The following is a 24,150-nucleotide window of genomic DNA, read 5'->3' as shown; positions in this document are numbered from 1 at the left end:
ACTAAAGCTAGGACGTTGCTATACGTTTGCCAGGAAAAACTGACAAATTGCGCACTATATGAGAAGGAAAATTCCGAAACCGATCGCCGCGGCCCAAATCAGCATCGGGATCGACCAGACATGGAAACGCCACCAGATACGACGATCGTTAGCCATACGCAGGGCAATCAGGTTAGCAAGCGAACCGGGCAGCAGCCCAAACCCGCCGATATTCACCGCCCACGCCAGCAGCGTATCAGGGGGAACGTAGTTGAGGAGTAAAATGGTGGAAGGCACGTTGCTGATGAACTGTGACAGACCAATCGCCGTGAGCCACAATCCCGGCTGCGACAGGCCACTGACGCTGTGCAGAACGTGTTGCAGTACCGGAAGCTGGATAAGCAGATGCACATCAATAAACATCACCATAAAGACCAGCAATAACGTCCAGTCCACGCTGATCAGCACGCGCCGCGCCAGGAATAAAAAACCGGCGGCGACGAGCAGTACGCCCGCCAGTTCATACTTCAGTTCCAGCGCGAACAGGAAAACGATGTACAGCGCCAGACAACTCCACACCAGACGCGGCTGCCACTGCGGGCCCGTGGTACCGCTGTGGTACTGCAGTTTTTTAACCGGGAACGCGAACCAGCAGACCGCCAGCAGCGACACCATCATCACCAGCGCCAGCGGAGCCATCTGCCAGGTAAAAGCGGCAAAAGACAGCCCGGAGCGTCCCCACAGGAGAATATTTTGTGGGTTGCCGATAGGGGTCAGAAGCGAACCGGCGTTAACGGCCAGCGCCTCGAAAATGATCAGCCGGCTAACCGGGATCTCGCAGAGCTTACGCAACGTGAGCGTGAGTGGCACGATGATAAACAGCGCCACGTCGTTGGTCAGAAACGTCGACAGCACCGCAGCAGAGAACACCATAAATAGCGCCAGGCGGCGTTCAGTGGCAAAGCGGCGCACCATTTTACGTCCCAGGACGTCAAAATAGCCGCTCAACTCTACCCCTTTGGTGAGCATCATCAGGCCACTGAGGGTAATGATGGTGCGCCAGTCAATCACCGCAGGCCAGGTGTGTGGCGCAAACGGCACAAAGATGCTTAATACTGCGCCAATGATGAATAAGAGATGGAAGAAACGATCGCGTGCCAGGGCCTGCAGTCCGGGGATGTTCATTCAGCGGAGGGACCATATTTAAGGGTAAACTCGCGGAACTTAACCAGCGTCTCTTCGCTGACGTGGTGTTCCATTCCTTCCGCGTCCCGGCGGGCAATTTCCGGGCTTACGCCCAGCACCAGTAAGAAGTTTTCGACGAGCTGGTGGCGCTCACGACTCTCCTGGGCGAGTTTCTCCCCTTCCGGCGTCAGAAAGACGCCGCGCCAGGGGATCATTTCAATCAGGCCCACGGAGGCCAGACGTTTTAACATTTTTGCCACTGTCGGTTGGGAAACGCCCAGCCGTGCAGCCATATCCACCTGACGCGCCTCCCCGACCTCGCGAATCAAATCGGAAATCAGTTCAACATAGTCATCAATCAACTCACGACGGTGCGCTTCACGTACCTGGCGAAAACCTTCGACATGTTCTTCAACATTCACCAGTTGCGTCGTTTTTCTGATTGTTGGCTTACCTGCGCGACGGTTCATTGTACTTCCTCAGTGGGGTGACGCTTCCAGCGCCCGGTATCGAGAGCGCACATTGTAAACCATCCCTCTACAAGCACAAAAAATTAACGAAATAGCCATAGCTATACAATATAGCCTGTGCTATATCTGTATGTAATGCAGTCACCCTTCACGGATCGAAGGGATCAAAAATCAGGAGGTCTCATGAACGAATTCAAGAGGTGTATGAACGTGTTTACCCACTCCCCCTTTAAAGTACGCCTGATGCTGTTGAACATGCTGTGCGATATGTTTAACAACAAACCCCCGCATCAGGACGACAAACCTTCCCACTAAGCGGCGTTGCGGTACGCCGCTTCATTTTTCCGTCACAACCCCTCTGTACACTGGCTTTTAGCCGCCCTATTCCCGATCTTTTTTACGGATTTGCAATCCCCTTCGCAAAACATCTGCTTAGCAACTGTTGCTATTATTTAGCGCTCGCACTATCTTCTTGCAGCCCTGCACAATTTGCGGCTCGCTGAAGCGGACCCTCATTCCCTCTCCACGCACTGTCAGGCAGGTTATGACCCTTGACGCCAGGGTGAGCACATGGCGTTTTTATCCATGATAGTGACCTATGAATTTAACCCTGATAGACACCGTTGTTACCCGTAGCCGGGCCTTAAGCCCGTGGACGGGATTTTACTTTTTGCAGTCATTACTGATTAACTTTGCGCTGGGCTATCCCTTTAGCCTGCTCTATGCCGTGGCCTTTACCTGCATATTGCATGTGCTGTGGCGAACGGCTCCGCGCGCGCAAAAAACGTTAGTCGGAATCTGTTCTCTGGTCGCTGCACTCTATTTCCCGTTTGGTCAGGCTTACGGCTCGCCGAACTTTAATACCCTGCTGGCGCTGCACTCGACCAATATGGAAGAGTCAACAGAGATCCTGACGATCTTCCCCTGGTACAGCTATGTGGTCGGCCTCTTTATCTTTGCCCTTGGCGTGATAGCCGTTCGCCGTAAAGTGGAAGAGAAAAAAACGTGGGGAAAAATTGAGCACCTGTGCCTGGCGTTTAGCGTGGTGGCATTCTTTGTCGCACCAGTACAAAACCTGGCCTGGGGTGGGGTGTTCAAGCTGAAGGATACCGGCTATCCGGTGTTCCGTTTTGTGAAAGACGTCGTCGTTAACAATAAAGAGGTGCTCGACGAACAGGCACGTATGGCTGAGCTTTCAAATATGAAAGACACCTGGAACGTGCTGGCCGTGAAGCCCAAATATCACACCTATGTGGTGGTGATTGGTGAAAGTGCACGTCGCGACGCCATGGGAGCCTTTGGCGGACACTGGGACAACACACCGTTCGCCAGTTCGGTCAAAGGCATCCTGTTTACCGATTATGTTGCGGCCAGCGGCTCAACGCAGAAATCTCTCGGCCTGACGCTGAACCGGGTGGTCGATGACAAACCCCAGTTTCAGGATAACTTTGTTACCCTGGCGAACCGGGCAGGTTTCCAGACCTGGTGGTTCTCCAATCAGGGACAAATTGGCGAATACGATACGGCCATTGCCAGTATCGCCAGACGCGCCGACGAAGTGCAGTTCCTGAAGAACGGTGATTTTGAAGCGGACAAGAACACGAAAGATGAAGCGTTGCTGAAAATGACGGCGCAGGTCTTTGCCTCTCCGCGTACCCAGCCGCAGCTGATTGTTCTGCACCTGATGGGGTCTCACCCGCAGGCCTGCGATCGGACCGGCGGTAAATACGCAGAGTTTGTGCAGTCCAAAGAGACCTCATGCTATCTCTACACCATGACGCAAACCGACGACCTGCTGAGCAAACTGTACGATCAGTTACGCAATACGGGTGACAGTTTCTCGATGGTCTACTTCTCGGATCACGGGCTGGCGTTTAAAGAGCGCGGTAAAGAGGTGCAGTATCTGGCGCACGACGATAAGTTCCAGCAGAACTTCCAGGTACCGTTTATGGTTGTGTCGAGTGATGATAAAACGCATCGCATTATTAAAGCGCGGCGTTCGGCCAATGATTTCCTGACCTTCTTCTCGCAGTGGACGGGGATTTCGGCACAGCAGATAAAAAATGCGTACCCGTTTGTCTCTAACAAGAAGGCTCCCCCAGTTTACGTTACCAACTTCAAGTTACAGAAAGTTGACTATAACCATCTGGGAACCGATATCTTCGATATTAAGAGTAAATAATCCGGGCAATCTGCTACCCTCTCCTGCAAGGCGAGGGGTTAACGTAAAAAAAAATCCGCCACATTGGGCGGATTTTTTACTGGCTCACCGAAGTGATTAGAAGCGGTAACCTACGCCCGCGATCCAGGTGCCAACGTCAACGTTGCGGATACGGCTCTGCTCATAAGAGAAGTCCAGAGCGACGTCCTGGATTGGGTTGAACTGCAGACCCGCGCCATAGGAGAAGCCGTAGTCGCTGTTGCTTGCAGTGCGGTTCAGACCCTGGTTTTCGGTCTGCTGGAATTTACCGTAGCCAACACCTACAACACCGTAGATGCTTGCCCAGTCGTTCAGACGGTAAGCTGGACCAGCGGTGATGCCGTAGTACTGGCCTTTGTTGTATGCGCCGTTTTCAGAACGATCTTTCTCGGTGTAGGTGAAAGAACCGATCACGCCCAGTGGGTTGTTATCCTGCTCGTAACGATACTTCAGGTTGAAACCGTTAGCTTTGTTCATCACGCCCTGCATATCGCTCTGAGCGTAACCACCAGTTACAGTAGAAGTAGCAGCTACAGCGGTACCTGCGGAAACAGCCAGTACAGCGGCCAGTGCTGAAAGACATGCAATTTTTTTCATAACCACCTCAAATGTGCTTCAAGTAAGTCCGTAAGTTTTAAATATATCAAAAAAATTTGCGAAACTCTTTGTGATTCGTGATGTCTAACTGAACCTTTCCTGTAACAGAACGTTTCCAGCGTCAGCTATCTCATTCAAATCACATACAATTTTCGCTATAAAACGCTCATACTGCGCGTCTGCGCCGTTACATTCATCCAGATTATTCCTAATCTGATAGGCGATAAATCCACCAGCGCTTAACCATTTTACGGAATTTACACGTTTTTTTTTCAACGGTCTCTCAACCGTTGCAGCTTATTTCCTTTACACTGCAACCTTTACTTCATTTGACATAAGTTGACAGGAGAAAGGATGCCTGGGTTATCCCGCTCGTCGTCGGTCTGGTTGCCGGTTGTCGTCATACTCATCGCCATGTTGTCCATTCAAAGCGGTGCCTCGCTGGCCAAATCTCTCTTTCCGCTGGTCGGTGCGCCTGGGGTCACGGCCCTGCGTATTGCCCTCGGAACCGCGATCCTGGTGGTGATTTTCAAACCCTGGCGTTTACGCTTTAAAAAAGAACAACGCTTACCGCTGCTTTTTTACGGGCTGTCCCTGGGAGCGATGAACTACATGTTCTATCTCTCCATCCAGACAATTCCGTTGGGAATTGCCGTGGCACTGGAGTTTACTGGCCCGCTGGCGGTAGCGCTTTTCTCGTCCCGTCGTCCCGTTGACTTTATCTGGGTAATTTTAGCCGTTCTTGGCCTGTGGTTCCTGCTGCCGCTGGGCCAGAGCGTCTCAGAGATCGATCTTACGGGCGCGGCGCTGGCTCTGGGGGCGGGTGCCTGCTGGGCTATCTATATAGTGACCGGACAGCGCGCCGGGGAAGAGCATGGCCCGGCGACGGTGGCAATCGGTTCATTGATTGCCGCTATCATCTTTGTGCCGGTGGGTATGGCTCAGGCCACCGAGTCCATCTGGCAATGGTCAGTCATGCCCATCGGGCTGGCGGTCGCCATTCTTTCCACAGCACTCCCCTACTCTTTAGAGATGATAGCCCTTACGCGCCTGCCGACGCGCATTTTCGGCACGCTGATGAGCATGGAGCCCGCACTCGCCGCCCTGTCAGGGATGGTTTTCCTCGGGGAAACCCTGACCTTCACCCAGACGCTGGCCCTGTGTTCGATTATCGCCGCCTCAATGGGCTCAACGCTGACGATGCGCCCGGAACCTAAAGTTGAGAAAATTGACCTCAATTAGCGCCCTATATTCTGCGTGGCTTTATAGCCATGCAGAATAAAGGCCAGTTTCCCGTTTAAAATATTTTTTTACATACTTTGCACTCTTCGTGAAATATTTCCCCCGCTGTCGATAACGTTTTCCTGAATTAGGATTGATCTGCATCAATTTTAAATAATCCCTTTAATTTCATACCATTGTAAACACAACGTCCTTCTCACTATTAAACTGATAGGCAGAGCCTCCCCGCAGGGAAAAAATCCGGTGCTATACTTAATCCCGCAATTACCTGGGACACAAACATCAAGAGGATATGAGATTATGAGTACCGCTAAACTGGTGAAAACGAAAGCGTCTAATCTGCTTTATACCCGTAACGATGTATCGGATAGCGACAAAAAAGCGACCATTGAGTTGCTGAATCGCCAGGTGATCCAGTTCATCGATCTTTCGCTGATCACCAAACAGGCCCACTGGAATATGCGCGGTGCAAACTTTATTGCCGTTCATGAAATGCTGGATGGCTTCCGCACAGCACTGGTTACCCACCTCGATACCATGGCCGAACGTGCCGTACAGTTAGGCGGTGTGGCACTGGGTACCACGCAGGTGATTAACAGCAAGACGCCACTGAAAAGTTATCCGCTGGATATCCATACCGTTCAGGATCACCTGAAAGAGCTGGCAGACCGCTATGCGATAGTGGCTAATGATGTGCGTAAAGCTATCGGTGAAGCGAAAGACGAAGATACAGCCGATATCTTCACCGCCGCTTCCCGCGACCTGGACCAGTTCCTGTGGTTCATTGAGTCCAACATCGAATAATTCATAAGAATTTCCTATACAACCCTCGCCCTCCGGTGAGGGTTTTGCACATCTATGGTGCACGTTTTTGGCCTGAGACGCTGCAAAAGTGAAAAAATTGTAATAATCACCTCACACAACCGTTAACGGAAGATTGTTTTTTCGTCAGAATTTACGCTAAATAACGCTTCGTCTGTTGAGCCAAATGACGCGCACCAAAACGGTGCTCCACTTTGGTGCAATAAAAGTTCATTGCCCCGTTTTCTGTGCAATGCATGACATCATCCCCTTTGTAAAACAACAGCTTGTAAAGTTGGCACGATTTTTTCATTGTGCCACTCGTTCTCGCAGGGGATCGCCCCGTGGATATAAAAGGAAATGCTATGAAGTCTGTATTAAAAGTTTCACTGGCTGCACTTACCCTGGCTTTTGCGGTCTCTTCCCAGGCTGCCGACAAACTGGTTGTGGCGACCGACACGGCGTTCGTTCCGTTTGAATTCAAACAGGGTGATAAGTACGTTGGCTTTGATGTTGATCTGTGGGCTGCTATCGCAAAAGAACTCAAACTGGATTACACCCTGAAGCCAATGGACTTCAGCGGCATCATCCCGGCACTGCAAACGAAAAACGTTGATCTGGCCCTGGCCGGTATCACCATTACTGAAGAACGTAAAAAAGCGATCGACTTCTCTGACGGCTACTACAAAAGCGGCCTGCTGGTGATGGTGAAAGCCGATAATAACGATGTAAAAAGCGTGAAAGACCTCGACGGTAAAGTCGTCGCGGTGAAAGGCGGTACCGGTTCTGTTGATTACGCGAAAGCAAACATCAAAACCAAAGACCTGCGTCAGTTCCCGAACATCGATAACGCCTACATGGAGCTGGGTACCAACCGTGCTGACGCGGTGCTGCACGATACCCCTAACATCCTGTACTTCATCAAAACGGCGGGCAACGGCAAGTTCAAAGCCGTCGGTGATTCTCTGGAAGCCCAGCAGTACGGTATTGCGTTCCCTAAAGGCAGCGACGACCTGCGTACGAAAGTTAACGGCGCGCTGAAAACCCTGAAAGAGAACGGCACCTACAACGAAATCTATAAAAAATGGTTCGGTACCGAGCCTAAATAATAATTCTTAAAAATGACGTTCACTCGGGGGCGACCTTTCGCCCCTGCTATTTTAGAAACACGGTAACAGTAACAGGAAACTATCATGCAGTTTGACTGGAGCGCCATCTGGCCTGCCATTCCTATCTTGCTTGAAGGCGCTAAAATGACCCTGTGGATTTCGGTCCTCGGTCTGGTTGGCGGGTTGATTATCGGTCTTGTCGCCGGTTTCGCCCGCACCTACGGCGGCTGGATTGCAAACCACATCGCACTGGTTTTCATCGAAGTGATCCGCGGCACCCCAATTGTCGTTCAGGTCATGTTCATCTACTTCGCCCTGCCAATGGCTTTCACCGACCTGCGCATTGACCCGTTCAGCGCCGCTGTCGTGACCATTATGATCAACTCAGGTGCCTATATCGCGGAAATTACCCGTGGTGCGGTCCTGTCGATTCATAAAGGTTTCAGTGAAGCGGGTCTGGCGTTAGGCCTTTCTCGTCGCGAAACGATCCGCCACGTCATTCTGCCGTTGGCCCTGCGCCGCATGCTGCCACCGCTGGGGAACCAGTGGATCATCAGTATTAAGGATACGTCGCTGTTCATCGTTATCGGCGTTGCTGAGCTGACCCGTCAGGGCCAGGAGATCATCGCGGGCAACTTCCGTGCGCTGGAAATCTGGAGTGCGGTAGCCGTTGTCTACCTGATCATCACTCTGGTTCTGAGTTTCGTTCTGCGTCGTCTTGAAAGAAGGATGAAAATCCTGTGATTGAATTTAAAAACGTTTCCAAGCACTTTGGCCCAACCCAGGTGCTGCACAATATCGATCTGAACATCAAACAGGGTGAAGTGGTGGTCATTATCGGGCCATCCGGTTCCGGTAAATCGACCCTGCTGCGCTGCATCAACAAGCTGGAAGAGATCACCAGCGGCGATCTGATTGTCGATGGCCTGAAGGTGAATGACCCGAAAGTCGACGACCGTCTGATTCGTCAGGAAGCCGGCATGGTGTTCCAGCAGTTCTACCTGTTCCCGCACCTGACGGCGCTGGAAAACGTAATGTTTGGTCCACTGCGCGTACGTGGCGCCAGCAAAGCGGCGGCGGAAACGCTGGCTAAAGATCTGCTGGCTAAAGTCGGCCTCGCGGAGCGTGCTCATCACTACCCTTCTGAGTTGTCCGGTGGACAGCAGCAGCGTGTGGCTATCGCCCGCGCACTGGCGGTAAAACCGAAGATGATGCTGTTCGATGAGCCAACCTCGGCGCTTGACCCGGAACTGCGTCACGAAGTGCTGAAAGTCATGCAGGATCTGGCTGAAGAAGGGATGACGATGGTTATCGTGACCCACGAAATCGGCTTTGCTGAGAAAGTGGCTTCCCGCCTGATCTTTATTGATAAGGGCCGCATCGCTGAAGACGGTAACCCACAAGCGCTAATTGCCAATCCACCGAGCCAGCGCCTGCAGGAGTTCCTGCAGCACGTCTCCTGATAGCGCTTCAGCTACGCCATTCTGAGCCGGGCATGCCCGGCTTTTTTACGCCAGATTGTTCCCAAAAATCCTCCCGCGCGCCTCGCCCTCTATACTTATCTTTTTGTTCATTATTTTCACCGGAGGATGCCGTGCCGTGGATCTTGCTGTTGCTTAGCCTGTTTTGTGCGCCATCGTTCGCCGTTTCCATCCCTGGCGTCACCACCGGCACGACCGCCACACAGCAAACGACACCGCCCCCAGAGCCGGATGTTGAACAGAAAAAAGCCGCCTACAGTGCCCTTGCCGATGTGCTTGAAAACGATACTTCCCGGCAGGAGTTAATCGGACAGTTGCGAAAAGTCGCCGCCACGCCGCCGCAGGAGCCGGTGCCGACAATTACCCCTCCGCAAGTGGAAGAACAAAAAACGGTGCTGGAAAATGTCACCGACGTGAGCCGTCACTATGGAAGCGAGCTCTCCTCGCGCTTTGCCCAGCTCTATCGCAACCTGATTGGTTCGCCCCATAAACCGTTTAATCCCCATACGTTTACGACAGCCGCCACGCAGTTTTTGATGCTGGCGGGCGCTGTATTTCTGTTTTACTGGCTGGTACGCCTGTGCGCATGGCCGCTCTACCGTAAGATGGGGCAATGGGGGCGCAAGAAGAACCAGCAGAAAAGCAGCTGGTTACACCTGCCGCTGATGATAGCGTCGGCGTTTATCATCGATTTACTGCTGCTGGCGCTGACGCTGTTTATGGGCCAGGTCCTGGCCGACAGGCTTAACGCCGGCAATAAAACCATCGCTTTCCAGCAGGCGCTCTTCCTCAACGCCTTTGCGCTGATCGAGTTCTTTAAGGCGCTGCTGCGTTTGATATTTTGCCCGCACGTACCGGATCTTCGTCCCTTCTCGATTCGGGATGAGAGCGCCAGATACTGGGCGCTGCGCCTCAGCGTGCTCAGTGGATTGATTGGTTACGGTCTGCTGGTTGCCGTGCCGATCATCTCCAACCAGGTCAACGTGCAGTTTGGCGCCCTGGCGAATGTACTGATTATGATCTGCATTACCGTCTGGGCGTTGTACCTTATCTTCCATAACAAAAAGACCATTACCCAAAGCTTGCTGCATCTGGCCGATCGTTCCCTGTCGTTTTTCAGTCTCTTTATCCGCGCCTTCGCGCTGGTGTGGCACTGGCTGGCGAGCGCCTATTTTATCGTGTTGTGCTTCTTCTCGCTGTTCGACCCGGGCAACAGCCTGAAATTTATGATGGGAGCGACGTTCAAGAGCCTGGCCATCATTGGCATTGCGGCATTTGTCTCTGGCCTGCTGTCGCGCTGGCTATCGAAAACCTTCACCCTCTCGCCACAGGTGCAGCGCAGTTATCCGGAACTGCAAAAAAGGGTCAACGGCTGGATCTCGGTATCACTGAAAGTGGCGCGCATTCTCACCGTCTGCGTGGCGATTATGCTGTTGCTTAACGCATGGGGATTGTTTGACTTCTGGAACTGGCTGCACAACGGCGCGGGCGAAAAGACCGTCGATATTTTAATTCGCATCGCGCTGATCCTCTTCTTCTCTGCGGTTGGCTGGACGTTGCTGGCGAGCCTTATCGAGAACCGTCTGGTCTCCGACATTCACGGTCGCCCCCTGCCCAGCGCCCGTGCCCGCACCCTGCTGACGCTGTTTCGCAATGCGCTGGCGGTTATTATCAGCACCATTACCATCATGATTGTGCTCTCGGAAATCGGCGTGAACATCGCGCCACTGCTGGCAGGTGCCGGCGCGCTGGGGTTGGCTATCTCCTTTGGTTCGCAAACCCTGGTGAAGGATATAATCACCGGCGTCTTTATCCAGTTTGAGAACGGGATGAACACCGGGGATCTGGTCACGATTGGGCCGTTAACCGGCACGGTAGAGCGCATGTCCATTCGCTCCGTCGGCGTGCGCCAGGACACCGGGGCGTACCACATAATTCCATGGTCATCGATAACCACCTTCGCTAACTTTGTCCGAGGCATTGGTTCGGTAGTGGCCAACTACGACGTTGACCGTCATGAAGATGCAGATAAAGCGAAACAGGCGCTACGGGACGCCGTGGAAGAGATGATGGCGATGGAGGATATTCGCGGGCTGGTGATTGGAGAGCCGTCGTTTGCCGGTATTGTCGGCCTGACGAACACGGCATTTACCCTGCGCGTGTCGTTCACCACGCAGCCACTGAAGCAGTGGACGGTGCGCTTTGCACTCGACAGCATGGTGAAAAAACACTTTGACCTGGCCGCGGTGCGGATGCCGGTGCAGACCTATCAGGTATTACCCTCACCGGCGTCCCCCACACCGCCACAGGAGCCCACCTTATAGCGTGGGGACCGGGTAACAGCGTCGCCTTACCCGGCCTGCCTGTGGGCTATTTACTGCGCTTGTTAGCGTCCATAAAAGACCAGGCGATAAAGCGGCTCTGCTTCTGGCCTTGCGCCATCTCTTTTTTCACCACGTTAACGGCGCCCACGTCGGTCAGTGCACGGTAGAGGGGGGGCAGGTTATCCCCACGGGATACCAGCGTCGTGAACCATTTAACCTGACGGCCAAATACTTTACTTTCCTCAATCATTCGCAGGATGAATGCCACTTCTCCCCCTTCGCACCACAGTTCCTGTTGCTGCCCCCCAAAGTTCAGCGCGGCATCTTCCGCCTGACCGAGATTGCGGCGTTTGCGCTCGCTGCCCGCACGGGCGGTGGACGCGGAGTCATGGAACGGTGGGTTACACAGGGTGGCATCGTAGCTTTCGTTCTTGTGGATAATCCCGTTGAAGATCGATGCGGCATCTTTCTGCCGACGCAAGCGGACAGACCGGCTTAACCCAGGGTTGGCGTTGATAATCGCCTGTGCGCTGGAAAACGCCTCATTACCGATTTCACTGCCGGTAAAGCGCCAGTGATATTCATGAACGCCAATCAACGGATAAATCAGATTCGCCCCGGTACCGATATCAAGCACGGATGCTTGCTCAGGGATGACACCGTTGCGATCGCCAGCGAGAAGATCGGCAAGATGGTGGAGATAATCGGCCCGCCCCGGCACGGGTGGGCAGAGAAAGCCTTCCGGAATATCCCAGTGCGCCACACCGTAATAGTGTGCCAGCAGGGCTTTATTGAGCATTTTAACCGCCTGCGGATCGGCAAAGTTGACCGAAGGTTCACCGGCAGGTGTCTGCACAATGTAGTCCTGCAGCGAAGGACAGCTCTGACACAACGCATTCATGTCATAGCGGTTACGATGGCGATTTCGTGGGTGCAATCCCGGCTTTTGGGAAGTCATGGCTTTCTCCTTTAAACAGCGGCGTAAGATACCCTTTGCAGGCTCAACGGTAAATATTTCTCTGCGACGCTCAAAAACCCGTCATAAATCAAACACCTTTATGTCTATGATCTGTCAGTAAAACGTCAGTTTTTATCGTTCAAAAAATAAGCAGATCATCATCAAATTTTTGCGCTAAATCACACTCGCCAGGCTTCTAAACTTAAAGGGAATCACCTGTTGTTTCCTCATGAGGATGTGATTATGAAAAAATACCTGACCCTTGTTGTTCTCGCGGGTGCACTGGCTACCGCGTCATTCTCTGCCATGGCGGTACAGTCATTGACCGACAATACAGATACCAGCCAGCTCAAGCCTGCGGGCACCGTCTCGGTAAGCCGCGCAAGTAACCTTGACGATCTCCAGAATAAACTCGCCGAAAAAGCCCGCCAGGAAGGGGCTAAAGGTTTCGTGGTTAACGCCGCGGGCGGGGATAACCATATGTATGGCACGGCGACCATTTATAAATAAGGTCTCTTTCTATAAACAAACTGCATCTGCCTGACAGATGCAGTTCCTCTCTGCCTTGACTGCACGTTTTTTCACCCCATAGTAAAAACAGGGCTTAACAGATCCCAGGAGTAAACCATGGCTTCCGGTTGGGCGAATGATGACGCCGTTAACGAACAAATCAACAGTACAATTGAAGATGCGGTTGCGCGCGCTCGCGGTGAAATTCCGCGCGGTGAAAGTCTCTATGAATGTGAAGAGTGCGGAGAGGTGATCCCGGAAGCGCGGCGCAAAGCCATACCGGGCGTACGGTTATGCATCGCCTGCCAGCAGGAGAAAGATTCGAAAAATAGCGCACACTCAGGATATAATCGCAGAGGATCGAAAGACAGCCAGCTACGTTGACTTTCCTTTACCGAAGTTAACGGCGCAAGCGGTTACCTTTACGCTCACGGTTTTTTGCGAACCGCGTAGCAAAATGTGCCCTTCTCGTCGCTTCTGTAAAGCGCAGCTACAAGAAGTGTAAAGTCGTCCTCTGAATTTATTAATATTCAATAAGTTATTTGTCATTCAATTTTTTTGAGCAACCACGTCAATTCTCTTCGATTTTCTCTCGCATAAAAAAACGTGATACTTATCACATCGACGGAACATCGTCCCCTTAACAGAATCACCTGCGAGAGATTAATTATGAAAACCATCAAATATGCTGTTGCTGCTGTTGCCCTGTCCGCTCTGTCTTTCGGCGCTTTTGCTGCAGAACCTGTGTCTCCATCTCAGGCGCAGAGCATGAACAAACTCGGTGTGGTAAGTGCTGAAGGCGCGACCACTCTGGACGGTCTGGAAGCGAAACTGGCTGAGAAAGCTGCTGCTGCCGGTGCAAGCGGATACACCATCACCTCCGCGAACACCAATAACAAACTGAGCGGTACTGCGGTTATCTATAAGTAATTGACTGAATGCTCCACCCTCGCCATACCCTCTGGTGAGCTGCTCCAACCCTCATTGACCCTGTTGTTGTTACCCTTGCTTGCCCGTCCGCCACTGGACGGGCTTTTTTTTGGGCTTAAAACGTCTTCCCGACGCGTTCCATCCCTGCCTCTACGGATTCAACTTCACCGGTCGCCAGCAGGCAACAGGCCATCTGCAACTTGATCGCGTGCGGTACCGGAACCTTTCCGGCCAGGCACTGCTCAATCCAGTGGGCGGTGGTATGCGGATCTTTTGCGTCAGGCAGGATCGCGTCGGAACGCTCTTCCCCTCGCTCGAGAATGGCGCGCGTGCCAGCGGAATCAATCAGCATCATCTGTGGGCAGCGCTGCGGGTTAGCATACACCTCGCCTTCCGTGCCGTGCATCAACAAGGCCCTGCCGCCTATGTCTTCAAAGAATTTCCCCACGCGCGTCACGTACTCCGGGTGAGAGACGCTGGAAAGACGCAGCGCCGCGTCTTCGCCAAACGGCGTAGCCAGTTTCGCCAGCGTATGCGCGCTGTTACGCACGCCCATGCGCCAGCGCATATCAAGCTGCTTCTCCAGCGGGGGGCAAAGGGCTCCGACAGGGATATAAACCGGCTGATGGCCATCAAGCTTCGCCTGTGCCTGGCCGGCATGCCGTGTGGGTTCGATACCCAGCATGCCGAAAATCGTTTCGGTCAGCACGCGGGTTGGATCTTCGCTTACGCCATGCACCACCACCGGAAAGCCCAGCTTGTGCAATAAAATAGCGAGCAGCGGCGTCAGGTTGGCCTGCTTGCGTGCCCCGTTATAGCTCGGGATCACAATCGGCATCGGTTTTGCCACTGGCGCGTTTAAGCGCAGGGTCTGCGCCTGCATTGCTTCGTAGAAGCCGCGCATTTCCGCTTCGCCTTCTCCTTTGATACGCAGCGCTATCAGGATACCGCCCATTTCAAGGTCGGGTACGTCACCGTTGAGCATATGCGTATAGAGCGCACGAGCGGTTTCATGGTCCAGATCGCGGGCATGATTTTTCCCTCGTCCTACCTCTTTGATAATTTTGCGATAATCCACGACATCTCTCCTGACAGCTTCATCTTGTTAACAATATAGCCCTGAAGAACGTCTGGCCGTTAGTGTTTTTGAACCGGATCATCCTTCTGTTTTTATGATGAAAAAAGAAATTCAAGCACTATTTCAATTATTTGTGATTGCCGTTGAAGATTCTTACCCCACCCGTTTCTGATTAAATAACCAACGGAAAATCATTTAAGGTCAACGGTGAAAACGTCCAGGCAACGTTCTCACCAGAAACATACCAGGATTTGTTATGAACAAGGTTGCTATAGGTTTATTTATCGCCGCGACGGCAGGATGTTCTGCATCCGCATTTGCGGCAACAAACGGTGAAGGTCAGATTAACTTCACCGGTGAAATTATTGATTCTGCTTGTCAGGTAGTGAACGGGTTAAGTAATCCATTAAATGTTCAGTTAGGTAAAGTATCTAAAACGGTATTTACCGGGGCTGGATCTACCAGCACATTAACGAAGTTTGATATTCAATTAAAGAATTGCCCGGAGACCGTGACTTCCGCCGCCATTAACTTCGGTGGCACGCCGGATCCGGATAACAACACTACGCTGGCATTAACGCCGGATGTTGATGCTGCAACAGGTGTCGCTATTCAGCTGGTGGACGCGTCTGAGCAACCGGTGAGTCTGTATACGCCCTCTCAGCAATATCCGTTAGCCTCCGGTACGGCGGTCAATAACCTGGAGTTTGGAGCCCGTTATATTCAGACCCAGGCCGCAATCACCGCAGGCCTGGCAAACGCCGTGTCGACCTTCACCGTTATTTATAACTGATATTATCCATCCTGAGATATTAGCTCTGTTCTGGGAGTTAATATCTCTTCTTTTATTGAGATACCTTTATGCGCCACGGTTATTTACTGAGTGCTCTTTTACTGGTAGCCGCCACTTCCCATGCCGGTGTCGTTATTAATGGCACACGCCTGGTCTATCAGGGCGACAAAAAGGAGTCGTCTCTGGGTCTTTCAAACCCAGATGCCACGGATTATCTGGTACAGTCCTGGGTTGATTCTGGCGGTAAAAACCCGGCTAAAGCCCCCTTCCTGATCACCCCACCGCTGTTTCGTCTCGATGCAAAAGAGGATAACGTCCTGCGTGTCGTGCGCACCGGCGGAAATTTGCCCGAGGATCGTGAATCTCTTTACTGGCTTAATATCAAAGCTATTCCCTCGTCAAAGCACGTCGAAGGGGTAAATACCCTGCAGATTGCCATTAATACACGCATTAAATTGTTGTATCGCCCGTCAGCAATAACAGGCAAACCCGAGGCTGTGGCGGACAAGCTTCAGTGGCATCGTGAAGGTCACGACCTGGTTGTGAATAACCCGACGCCTTTCTATATGAATTTCCAGACGGTGATGCTTAACGGCCATAAAGTGGATAAAGCCACCTGGGCAGTCCCCAAAACGGAAACGCACTTTGCCTTACCCGATAATGCCAGCGGGTCGACCGTCACCTACTCCATTATTACTGATTACGGCAGCATCAGTCAGACCTGGTCGGCATCCGTTCATTAACACCCACTCAGGCTATTAATATCATCATGTACAGCCATAAAAAGCCGTTCATCCATCGCCTTTCTTCAATGCTGGTCATTTTATGTGGCCTGGCACTGGCGATCTTTGCGCAGCAGGTTATGGCTGATGATTATTTCAACCCGGCATTACTGGATATTGATAATCCTCAACAGGGGAAAACCGACCTGTCTGTTTATGAAAAAGGACCGGGACAAGCCCCCGGGAAATATCAGGTCAATATTTTCATCAACAATAATAAAATTGATACCCGTGATGTCACGTTCAAATTAATAAAAGACGCTCAGGGCAATCATTCTCTTCAACCCTGCTTTAGCCTGGATGAGCTAAAAAATCTTGGGATCAAAACCCGGCAGTATCCCGCGCTGATGGCGAAAGGCCAGTGCGCAGATATAAGCGCCATTCCCGCGGCATCCGCAACGTTTCAGGTTCGACATCAGCAACTGTTGCTCAGTATTCCACAAACGGCGCTGGGCCAGGTCCCGCGCGGGTATATCGACCCGAAAACGTTCGACGAAGGGATCACCGCAGGTCTGCTGAACTACAGCGCCACCGCCAGCCAGAGCCATGCCCGTGTGCAGGGAGAGCAGGATAACAGCAGCCAGTACGTTAACCTGCGCCCGGGCCTCAATGTGGGGGCCTGGCGCATACGCAATTATTCCACGTGGAATCGCAGCACAACGGGCAACGAGGAAGAGCACAGGTTCTGCTCCGTCTACACCTATGCTCAACGCGATATCGTGGCGATGAAAAGCGATATGACCGTCGGGCAAAGCACCTCCCCGTCGGACGTTTTCGACAGCGTGCCCTATACCGGGGTTGAGCTGAAATCCGATACCGACATGCTCCCGGACAGTGAAAAAGGCTATGCGCCGATTATTCGCGGCACTGCCCACAGCAATGCGCTGGTGATGGTTCGTCAGAACGGTTACGTCATTTATCAGAACACGGTTGCACCCGGTGCGTTTGAAATTAACGATCTCTACCCCACCGGCAGCAGCGGCGATCTGCAGGTCACCGTGAAAGAGACCGACGGCAGCGAAAGTCACTTTGTCGTGCCCTACGCCTCGGTCCCGGTACTGCAGCGTGAAAAGAATCTCCGCTACAGCGTGACCGCCGGGCGTTACCGGTCTTACGACAAGGACGTCGAACAAACTCCGTTTGCCGAGGGCAGCGCCATCTACGGCATGCCATTGGGTTTCACCGCCTACGGTGGTGCGCAGCAGAGTCGCCATTATCAGTCCCGGGCGTTGGGCGTCGGGAAAAACCTGGGCGATTTGGGTGCTTTCTCCCTTGATGTCACCCGCGCCAAAGCGCTGCTGAAAAAGCAGCAGGCCAGCAAAGGCCGCTCCTGGCGCGTTCGCTACAGCAAAGATTTTGTCGCCTCGGGCACTCACTTCTCCCTGGCGGGCTATCGCTACAACAGCAAAGGGTTTTACACCCTGGAAGACACGATGGAGTCTTACACCCGTTCAGACAACGGGTCTGCGCCGCAGCAGCGACGTGCCCGAACGGAAGCCACCGTCGACCAGACGCTGCCCGCGGGCTGGGGCTCTGTCACCCTGAGCCTGGTCAAAGAGACCTACTGGAGCCAGAGCCAGGATATGACCTCCATGAGCGTCAGCTACAACAATAGCTGGCACGGCGTCAGTTACAGCCTGAGCTACAGCATGAACAAAAACACCCAGGACAGCGATGCGAACGGTGACGATGTGATGAACGACAACCAGTTCTCATTAAACGTCTCCGTTCCACTGGATCGCTGGATGCATAACACCTGGGCCACCTACAACCTCAACAACACCAAAGACGGTACGACGCAGAACATCGGCCTTAACGGTACCGCGCTGAAGGGAGACAACCTCAACTGGAATATTCAGGAGGGGCTGAGCAGCACCGGTAGCGGAAACTCCACCAGCATGAACGCCGATTATAAAGCGACCTATGGCGAAGTGAGCGGCGGGGTAAGCCAGGATAAATACCAGCAAACCGTAAACGTCGGGCTGCAGGGTGGCGCGATCGTGCACGCCAACGGGATAACCCTGAGCCAGCCGCTCGGAGAGACCATTGCGCTGGTGAAAGCACCGGGAACACACGGTACGCATATCGCCAATCAGACGGGCGTTGAGACCGACTTCCGCGGCTATACCGTCGTGCCGTTTGTTACCCCTTATCGCCACAATACCATTGCGCTGGATACCGAAACCCTGCCCGACGAGGCCGACGTGACGCACGCAGCGTACGTTGTGACCCCGACACGCGGGGCCGTGGTGCGCGCCAGCTTTAATACCCGCGTGGGCAGCCGCGTGCTGATGACGCTGACGCACAACGGTAAACCGCTGCCCTTCGGTGCGACGGTAACAACGGAGGATAAGGACAGCGAATTTATTGTCGGCAATGACGGCCAGACCTATCTCTCCGGCCTGCCAAAGCGAGGGCATCTCGCCGTCACCTGGGGACAGGATGCAAGCGAGCACTGCGAGGCCGACTACGTCCTTACGGATGAGACAGAGAAAACCAACATCCTTAACGCTGCTGCGCAGTGCCACTGATTCACCGTTCAGGCAAACCATTATGCAAATGATTAAACAGTGCTTTTTCTTCCTGGTCCTGGGAACCGCCGCGTTATTTATGCCACATGCTAACGCGCTCTGTACCTCATCCGATCTGCCAAAACAGATTAATGTGGCCTCCGTATCCGTCTCAAGCACGTTGCCGGTAGGTGCCACCATTCCGGGCACCGAGCAGACCGTTCACGTGGCGGGCAACTGCTATAACCCTTCTGACTTCGGGCTTCCGATTGTTGCGTGCTATTACGGCGCAGGTCTGGAGATCCCCGGTCTTTCTGGGGTGTATGAATCAGGGTTGGAAGGAATTGGCGTAGCGCTGATGAATGACAAAGGCCAGCGAATTACCGGTGCCGGGGGAATTTACTGTAACTCAAGCGGCACGCCGCTGGGCTATGTCTCCAACGACATTTCTGAGTCCTTTTACTTTAATGTCACGCTGGAACTGGTGAAAACGAGCAATACGGTCAAATCAGGTTCGCTTTCTCAGGCGGAGTCTAAATTTGGCGTCGGGGTTTATCAGCATGAAGGCATCAGCGATCCCAATACGATTTCCTATGCGGGCAATGTGAATCTCGAAACGGTTACCTGCTCTGTCCTGCCTAAAAATCTCACCGTGAATCTGGGCGATTTTCCCGTCAGTGATTTTATCAGTATCGGGTTGCTATCCAGCCCTGCACAAAACTTTGACGTCACGATTAATTGCGACAGCACCGTCCAGCCTGAGCTAAAGGTGACCAGCGCAAACGGCTACGAAACGGCATTCGAAGGGGTGATCAAATTGACTCAGCAGAACGGCATGGCAACCGGCGTGGGCGTGAGAATGCTCTTTGATGACCATCTCGCCACCTTTGACACCTATGTCAGCACCCGAAGCCAGGCCATCGCCAACGAAACCCTGCGAATACCGTTCGAGGTTCGTTACGAACAGGTCAGCAACGTGGTGACACCGGGGCCGGCCAATACCGTGGCGACTATCACTCTGGCTTATAAGTGACCAACATGAAAAAGACACTTGCGATCCTGATTCTCGGCTTGATTGCCCGGGCACAGGCGGACGATATTCAGATCCAGATGACAGGCAATATTTACGCCAACACCTGCATTATTGACAGCGCCAGCCGCAACCTGACGGTGGATTTAGGCCAGGCGGTATCAGGGGATTTTAAAAATGTGGGCGATACCGGCGCGTGGAAAGACTTTACGCTCTCGGTCTCACATTGCCCTCCCACACTTGCGCTGGCGACCGCCTTTTTCTATGGTCAGGCCGACAGTACGCACCCGACAAAATTCGCCAATATCGGCAGTGCGAAAGGGTTGGCTCTGGAACTGGCAGACCGCCAAGACAATATACTCATTGCCCCGCAGGCAGCCTTTAACGTTCCGGTTAACTCAGCGGACCACACGGCAACGTTTCCTCTGGCTGCCCGCTATTATGCCAGCGCATTGCCCGTCACCGCCGGAACGTTTAACAGTGTGGTCCAGGTGACCTTTACTTACCAGTAGGACCGCGCCCCTTCGTACGGACGCTTTTACGCCGCCCGGCGGCAGGTTTTGCCGGACGTTTTTTAACGTCGGGCACGTCCGGCTGTTCAATCGGAAAAACCGGCAGAGCGTTGAGTAACCGCTGGCCGTAATTTTTGGTGAGCAGACGTTTGTCATAAATCACCACCTCTCCCCAGCAGCTGTGGCTACGGATCAGACGTCCCACCTGCTGAATCAGATTAAACGACGCCGCGGGTAAGCTTTGGACCTCGAACGGATAGCGATTGAGGCTTTTGAGCCATTCACCTTCGGTGATGACGACCGGGCTGTCGATGGGCGGGAAGGCGATTTTATGGATATGCACCTGCGTCAGGTAATCCCCCTTCAGATCCAGCCCCTCCGCGAATGACTGCAGCCCGATCAGCACGCTACGTTCCCCGTTATCAATGCGTTTGCGGTGCAGCTCTACCAGCCGGTAGCGGGGCTGATCGCCCTGCACCAGCAACAGTAATCGCAGGTCGGTAACGTGCTCCAGAAAACGCTGCATCGCCCTTCCACTGGCAAACAGGACCAGCATGCCGGGATATTTTTCACTCTCCAGCTGCTCGCGGAAATACGCTGCCATTTCGGCAATGTGCTGTTCTTCGTTGTCGATAAGCGGCTCATACTTCATGCGCGGAATGACCAGCTTGCCCTGTTCACAGTGGTTAAACGGCGAATCCAGCGCCACAAAACGATCGCCAGCTTTCTCTTTCAGCCCGCTCATCTCCTGTAAACGGGAGAAACTGTTCAGGGAACGCAACGTCGCGGAAGTCACTACCACGTGCGGCACGCTGCGCCAGATAAGCTTTTCCAGCTGATCGGCAACACGAATCCCCACGCAGTGGAAAAACAGGTGCGCCTGTCCGTCTTTCACGTCACGGGTTGCCCATTTGGTGACCGGCGCACCGGACGCCTGCGCCATCGAGGCCAGACGCCAGAGCTTGCTCTGGGCTTCGAACATGCCCAACGCACGGTTCATCTGCAGCAGAATGCGGTGCAAACGTACCACGTCGTGGCTACCGGTTTTCTCACTGAGATCGTTTAAGAACATCTCCGCCAGCCCGCGCAGCTTTTCAAGGTGCTTCGCCAGCTGCTGGCAGATCTCCATCACCTCGTCGGGCAGCTCTCCCATCGCAAAGCGGTGCTCTGCTTCCTGGGTCGCCGGGAGATAAAGATTGAGAATGTTATTCAGGGAAGCAATAAGGCTGTAGACCGCTTCGCAATGTTCGCTCAGCCGCTCGGGCACCGCCAGCGGCGGCGTGGTTTTCGGGCGGAACTGCTCCATACAGGTCGCCACCAGCTTGCAGAACAGATCCAGCTGCAGGCGGAACCACGGCGCAGTGATTTCGGCGCTCATCTCCAGCGCATCCCGCGCCACATCGGGCAAATGGTGGCCTTCATCGAGCACCAGCAGCAGGTTTTTGGGCTCCGGCAGGACGGCCTCACTCTCCAGCGCGGCCATGACCAGCGCGTGGTTAGCGACAACCACCTCCGCTTCCTGTATCTCCCGCCGTGCGACAAAGAACGGGCACTCGCGATAGTAGTGGCAGTTGCGGTTAAGGCAACTGGCTTTATCGGTGCTGAGCCTGCGCCATAAATCATCGCTGATGGCATGGCGGGTGTGATCGCGAAGGCCGTCCCACTTGTAGCTGTCGAGCTCGGTTTTTAGCTTCGCGCACTGCTCCTGTTCCGCTTTGTTGTTCGGCGTCAGTTCATCATCCAGGAAGGCCAGCAGATCCTGCTGAGAGGGCTCACTGCTGGCGAGAGCCGCGAGATTGCGCGGACACACATAACGCCCGCGGCCAAAGGCAGCTGTAAATCGCAGTTCAGGGATGATTTTGCGCAGCAGCGGCAGGTCTTTGCTGAAGATTTGATCCTGCAGGGCCACGTTAGCGGTGCTGACCACCAGCGTTTTTTGCTCTTCCCGCGCGATGGCAATGCCCGGGATTAAATACGAAAGGGTTTTCCCGACACCCGTCGGGGCTTCAATCGCCAGATGTCGTCCGTCGTCCCCGGAGAGCGTTTTTGCCACATCAGCAATCATCTGCCGCTGAGGCGCTCGGGGGATAAAATCGGGGATCTGCTGTTGTAGCGCCTTATACCAGGCGCCAATTTGCGCTTTGAGCGCCGCGGTTAAAGCCATCGGAGGACCTGAAATACTGTATAAACAGCCACTATTGTGGCACTTTCTTTCCGCTGCCGCAAAAGAAAAGCCCGGCTTTACGACCGGGCTTCCAGATTACTGCGGGTTAGCAGGTTTACGCGGGCGGCGTCGGCGCTGCCCTTCCCCTGCCGGTTTCCCCTCGCCGCTACGCCATGGGCTTTCACCGCCTGGCTTAGCCTCTGTATTACGACGCGGAGGTTTGCCCGCGGCTTTCGGTGCACCGCCTTCAGAACGACGCGGCTGCTGACTGCGCCCCCCGCCACCCTGACCACGACCACCGCCGCCGCCCTGACGGCCATTCTGAATAGGCTCCGCCTTGATGGACGGGTCCACGTCATAGCCCGGGGTTTCGATACGCGGGATCTCTTTTCTCAGAAGACGTTCGATATCACGCAGCAGTTTGTGTTCATCCACACACACCAGCGAGAGCGCTTCACCGGTTGCCGCCGCACGACCGGTACGACCGATACGGTGAACATAGTCTTCCGGTACGTTTGGCAGCTCGTAGTTTACGACGTGCGGCAGCTCTTCAATATCCAGACCACGGGCAGCAATGTCGGTGGCAACCAGGACGCGAATGTCACCGGATTTAAATTCAGCCAGCGCGCGGGTACGTGCCCCCTGGCTTTTGTTGCCGTGGATCGCCGCGCTGCGGATACCGTCTTTATTCAGCTGTTCCGCCAGATGGTTAGCGCCGTGCTTGGTACGGGTAAAGACCAGCACCTGCTGCCAGTTGCCCTGACCAATCATATGGGAGAGCAGTTCCCGCTTACGCTTTTTATCAACGAAGTGTACGTGCTGGGTAATTTGCTCAGAGGCGGTGTTGCGGCGCGCCACTTCCACTTCCAGCGGGTTATGCAGCAGTTTTTCCGCCAGCGCCTTGATCTCATCAGAGAAGGTGGCAGAGAACAGCAGGTTCTGACGACGCGGTGGCAGCTTAGCCAGCACGCGACGAATGTCGTGGATAAAGCCCATATCCAGCATGCGGTCAGCTTCGTCCAGCACCAGGATTTCGATGCTATCAAGCTTCAGGGCATTCTGGTGCTCAAGATCCAACAGACGACCCGGCGTTGCCACCAGCACGTCCACGCCACCGCGCAGCTTCATCATCTGCGGGTTAATGCTTACTCCACCGAAAACCACCAGCGAGCGAATGTTGAGATAGCGGCTGTACTCACGCACGTTCTCACCAATCTGGGCCGCCAGCTCACGCGTTGGGGTGAGGATCAGAGCACGCACCGGACGACGTCCTTTGGCGTGCGGCTGATTTTTTACCAGCAGCTCTAACAGCGGCAGGGTAAAACCCGCGGTCTTACCGGTACCGGTCTGGGCGCTGGCCATCAGGTCGCGGCCCTGCAGAACGGCTGGAATAGCCTGCTGCTGGATTGGGGTTGGCTCGACGTAGCCCTGCTCTGCGATAGCGCGCAAAATTTCAGGGTTCAGGCCAAGGGAATCAAAAGACATAAAAACTCCG

General features: G+C 53.8%; 23 protein-coding genes. 16 read left to right on the top strand and 7 right to left on the bottom strand.

Annotated features, from left to right (window positions below; genetic code table 11):
• Positions 1 to 54: 54 nt before the first annotated feature.
• Both AB6731_RS11290 and mntR read right to left on the bottom strand, forming a co-directional pair.
• Positions 55 to 1,164, bottom strand: coding sequence for an anion transporter (locus AB6731_RS11290; RefSeq protein WP_020884907.1), 1,110 nt, complete (start codon positions 1,162 to 1,164; stop codon positions 55 to 57).
• Entirely contained in the window at positions 1,161 to 1,634 is a 474-nt protein-coding gene (mntR, locus tag AB6731_RS11285) for a manganese-binding transcriptional regulator MntR (protein ID WP_014169260.1), read from the bottom strand. Before mntR ends, AB6731_RS11290 begins: the two co-directional genes overlap by 4 nt.
• Before the next feature lie 183 nt (positions 1,635 to 1,817).
• On the opposite strand from mntR, the gene mntS reads away from it, so the two are divergent.
• On the top strand, positions 1,818 to 1,949 hold the full coding sequence (gene mntS, locus AB6731_RS11280) for a manganase accumulation protein MntS (protein WP_020884908.1): 132 nt from the start codon (positions 1,818 to 1,820) through the stop codon (positions 1,947 to 1,949).
• A gap of 283 nt (positions 1,950 to 2,232) precedes the next feature.
• Positions 2,233 to 3,816 carry a phosphoethanolamine transferase gene (locus tag AB6731_RS11275; protein ID WP_371006370.1) on the top strand — a complete coding sequence of 528 codons (1,584 nt, stop codon included), beginning with the start codon at positions 2,233 to 2,235 and terminating at the stop codon, positions 3,814 to 3,816.
• 96 nt (positions 3,817 to 3,912) lie between these two features.
• On the opposite strand, the gene ompX is transcribed toward AB6731_RS11275, so the two are convergent.
• Positions 3,913 to 4,431: an outer membrane protein OmpX gene (gene ompX / locus AB6731_RS11270; protein WP_020884910.1), complete on the bottom strand. Its 519-nt coding sequence runs from the start codon at positions 4,429 to 4,431 to the stop codon at positions 3,913 to 3,915.
• Between the two features lie 354 nt (positions 4,432 to 4,785).
• Here ompX and rhtA point away from each other — a divergent pair, with 354 nt between their 5' ends.
• The 6 genes from rhtA (at position 4,786) to ybiO (ending at position 11,388) form a co-directional block, all read left to right on the top strand.
• On the top strand, positions 4,786 to 5,673 hold the full coding sequence (gene rhtA / locus AB6731_RS11265) for a threonine/homoserine exporter RhtA (protein ID WP_020884911.1): 888 nt from the start codon (positions 4,786 to 4,788) through the stop codon (positions 5,671 to 5,673).
• Positions 5,674 to 5,973: 300 nt separating this feature from the next.
• Complete coding sequence (dps, locus tag AB6731_RS11260; RefSeq protein ID WP_010428924.1) at positions 5,974 to 6,477, top strand: DNA starvation/stationary phase protection protein Dps; 504 nt, start codon at positions 5,974 to 5,976, stop codon at positions 6,475 to 6,477.
• A gap of 362 nt (positions 6,478 to 6,839) precedes the next feature.
• The gene (gene glnH / locus AB6731_RS11255; protein ID WP_014883108.1) at positions 6,840 to 7,583 is read left to right on the top strand and encodes a glutamine ABC transporter substrate-binding protein GlnH; all 744 of its coding nucleotides are present in this window, start codon (positions 6,840 to 6,842) and stop codon (positions 7,581 to 7,583) included.
• An 84-nt stretch (positions 7,584 to 7,667) separates the two neighbouring features.
• The gene (gene glnP, locus AB6731_RS11250; protein ID WP_014169254.1) at positions 7,668 to 8,327 is read left to right on the top strand and encodes a glutamine ABC transporter permease GlnP; all 660 of its coding nucleotides are present in this window, start codon (positions 7,668 to 7,670) and stop codon (positions 8,325 to 8,327) included.
• Positions 8,324 to 9,046: a glutamine ABC transporter ATP-binding protein GlnQ gene (gene glnQ, locus AB6731_RS11245; RefSeq protein ID WP_014169252.1), complete on the top strand. Its 723-nt coding sequence runs from the start codon at positions 8,324 to 8,326 to the stop codon at positions 9,044 to 9,046. The genes glnP and glnQ overlap by 4 nt, the downstream gene beginning before the upstream one ends.
• Positions 9,047 to 9,177: 131 nt before the next feature.
• The gene (ybiO, locus tag AB6731_RS11240) at positions 9,178 to 11,388 is read left to right on the top strand and encodes a mechanosensitive channel protein (RefSeq protein WP_047366371.1); all 2,211 of its coding nucleotides are present in this window, start codon (positions 9,178 to 9,180) and stop codon (positions 11,386 to 11,388) included.
• Between the two features lie 46 nt (positions 11,389 to 11,434).
• On the opposite strand, the gene rlmF is transcribed toward ybiO, so the two are convergent.
• Positions 11,435 to 12,346 carry a 23S rRNA (adenine(1618)-N(6))-methyltransferase RlmF gene (gene rlmF / locus AB6731_RS11235; protein WP_371006369.1) on the bottom strand — a complete coding sequence of 304 codons (912 nt, stop codon included), beginning with the start codon at positions 12,344 to 12,346 and terminating at the stop codon, positions 11,435 to 11,437.
• 243 nt (positions 12,347 to 12,589) lie between these two features.
• Here rlmF and mcbA point away from each other — a divergent pair, with 243 nt between their 5' ends.
• The 3 genes from mcbA to ybiJ all read left to right on the top strand — a co-directional run bounded on the left by mcbA (position 12,590) and on the right by ybiJ (position 13,786).
• Positions 12,590 to 12,856 (top strand): DUF1471 family periplasmic protein McbA, encoded by a 267-nt coding sequence (gene mcbA, locus AB6731_RS11230; protein WP_032677729.1) that lies wholly within the window; start codon positions 12,590 to 12,592, stop codon positions 12,854 to 12,856.
• A gap of 117 nt (positions 12,857 to 12,973) precedes the next feature.
• The gene (locus AB6731_RS11225) at positions 12,974 to 13,240 is read left to right on the top strand and encodes a DksA/TraR family C4-type zinc finger protein (RefSeq protein ID WP_014169247.1); all 267 of its coding nucleotides are present in this window, start codon (positions 12,974 to 12,976) and stop codon (positions 13,238 to 13,240) included.
• A 285-nt stretch (positions 13,241 to 13,525) separates the two neighbouring features.
• Positions 13,526 to 13,786: a DUF1471 family protein YbiJ gene (gene ybiJ / locus AB6731_RS11220; RefSeq protein ID WP_020884917.1), complete on the top strand. Its 261-nt coding sequence runs from the start codon at positions 13,526 to 13,528 to the stop codon at positions 13,784 to 13,786.
• 115 nt (positions 13,787 to 13,901) lie between these two features.
• Here ybiJ and ybiB read toward each other — a convergent pair whose 3' ends face one another.
• The gene (gene ybiB, locus AB6731_RS11215) at positions 13,902 to 14,864 is read right to left on the bottom strand and encodes a DNA-binding protein YbiB (RefSeq protein WP_032677728.1); all 963 of its coding nucleotides are present in this window, start codon (positions 14,862 to 14,864) and stop codon (positions 13,902 to 13,904) included.
• A 256-nt stretch (positions 14,865 to 15,120) separates the two neighbouring features.
• Between ybiB and AB6731_RS11210 the strand changes: the two genes are divergently transcribed.
• From AB6731_RS11210 to AB6731_RS11190, 5 genes are all read left to right on the top strand, one after another.
• Positions 15,121 to 15,657 carry a fimbrial protein gene (locus AB6731_RS11210; RefSeq protein WP_014169244.1) on the top strand — a complete coding sequence of 179 codons (537 nt, stop codon included), beginning with the start codon at positions 15,121 to 15,123 and terminating at the stop codon, positions 15,655 to 15,657.
• A gap of 68 nt (positions 15,658 to 15,725) precedes the next feature.
• A complete protein-coding gene (locus AB6731_RS11205; protein ID WP_032677726.1) occupies positions 15,726 to 16,400 on the top strand; it encodes a molecular chaperone in 675 nt (224 codons plus the stop codon).
• Positions 16,401 to 16,426: 26 nt separating this feature from the next.
• Positions 16,427 to 18,970 carry a fimbria/pilus outer membrane usher protein gene (locus AB6731_RS11200; RefSeq protein WP_371006368.1) on the top strand — a complete coding sequence of 848 codons (2,544 nt, stop codon included), beginning with the start codon at positions 16,427 to 16,429 and terminating at the stop codon, positions 18,968 to 18,970.
• A 22-nt stretch (positions 18,971 to 18,992) separates the two neighbouring features.
• The gene (locus tag AB6731_RS11195) at positions 18,993 to 19,982 is read left to right on the top strand and encodes a fimbrial protein (RefSeq protein WP_371006367.1); all 990 of its coding nucleotides are present in this window, start codon (positions 18,993 to 18,995) and stop codon (positions 19,980 to 19,982) included.
• Between the two features lie 5 nt (positions 19,983 to 19,987).
• Positions 19,988 to 20,491: a fimbrial protein gene (locus tag AB6731_RS11190; RefSeq protein WP_025204629.1), complete on the top strand. Its 504-nt coding sequence runs from the start codon at positions 19,988 to 19,990 to the stop codon at positions 20,489 to 20,491.
• On the opposite strand, the gene dinG is transcribed toward AB6731_RS11190, so the two are convergent.
• Together dinG and rhlE are read right to left on the bottom strand one after the other, a co-directional pair.
• Positions 20,478 to 22,655 (bottom strand): ATP-dependent DNA helicase DinG, encoded by a 2,178-nt coding sequence (gene dinG, locus AB6731_RS11185; protein ID WP_371006366.1) that lies wholly within the window; start codon positions 22,653 to 22,655, stop codon positions 20,478 to 20,480. The genes AB6731_RS11190 and dinG overlap by 14 nt on opposite strands.
• Positions 22,656 to 22,751: 96 nt before the next feature.
• Positions 22,752 to 24,140 carry an ATP-dependent RNA helicase RhlE gene (rhlE, locus tag AB6731_RS11180; RefSeq protein ID WP_020884924.1) on the bottom strand — a complete coding sequence of 463 codons (1,389 nt, stop codon included), beginning with the start codon at positions 24,138 to 24,140 and terminating at the stop codon, positions 22,752 to 22,754.
• Between the last annotated feature and the right edge of the window lie 10 nt (positions 24,141 to 24,150).

It is taken from the genome of Enterobacter sp. RCC_40 (genome assembly GCF_041360735.1).
Lineage (GTDB): Bacteria > Pseudomonadota > Gammaproteobacteria > Enterobacterales > Enterobacteriaceae > Enterobacter > Enterobacter ludwigii.
Note: the sequence above shows the minus strand (reverse complement) of the source record. Positions and strands in the feature narration are given on the sequence as shown.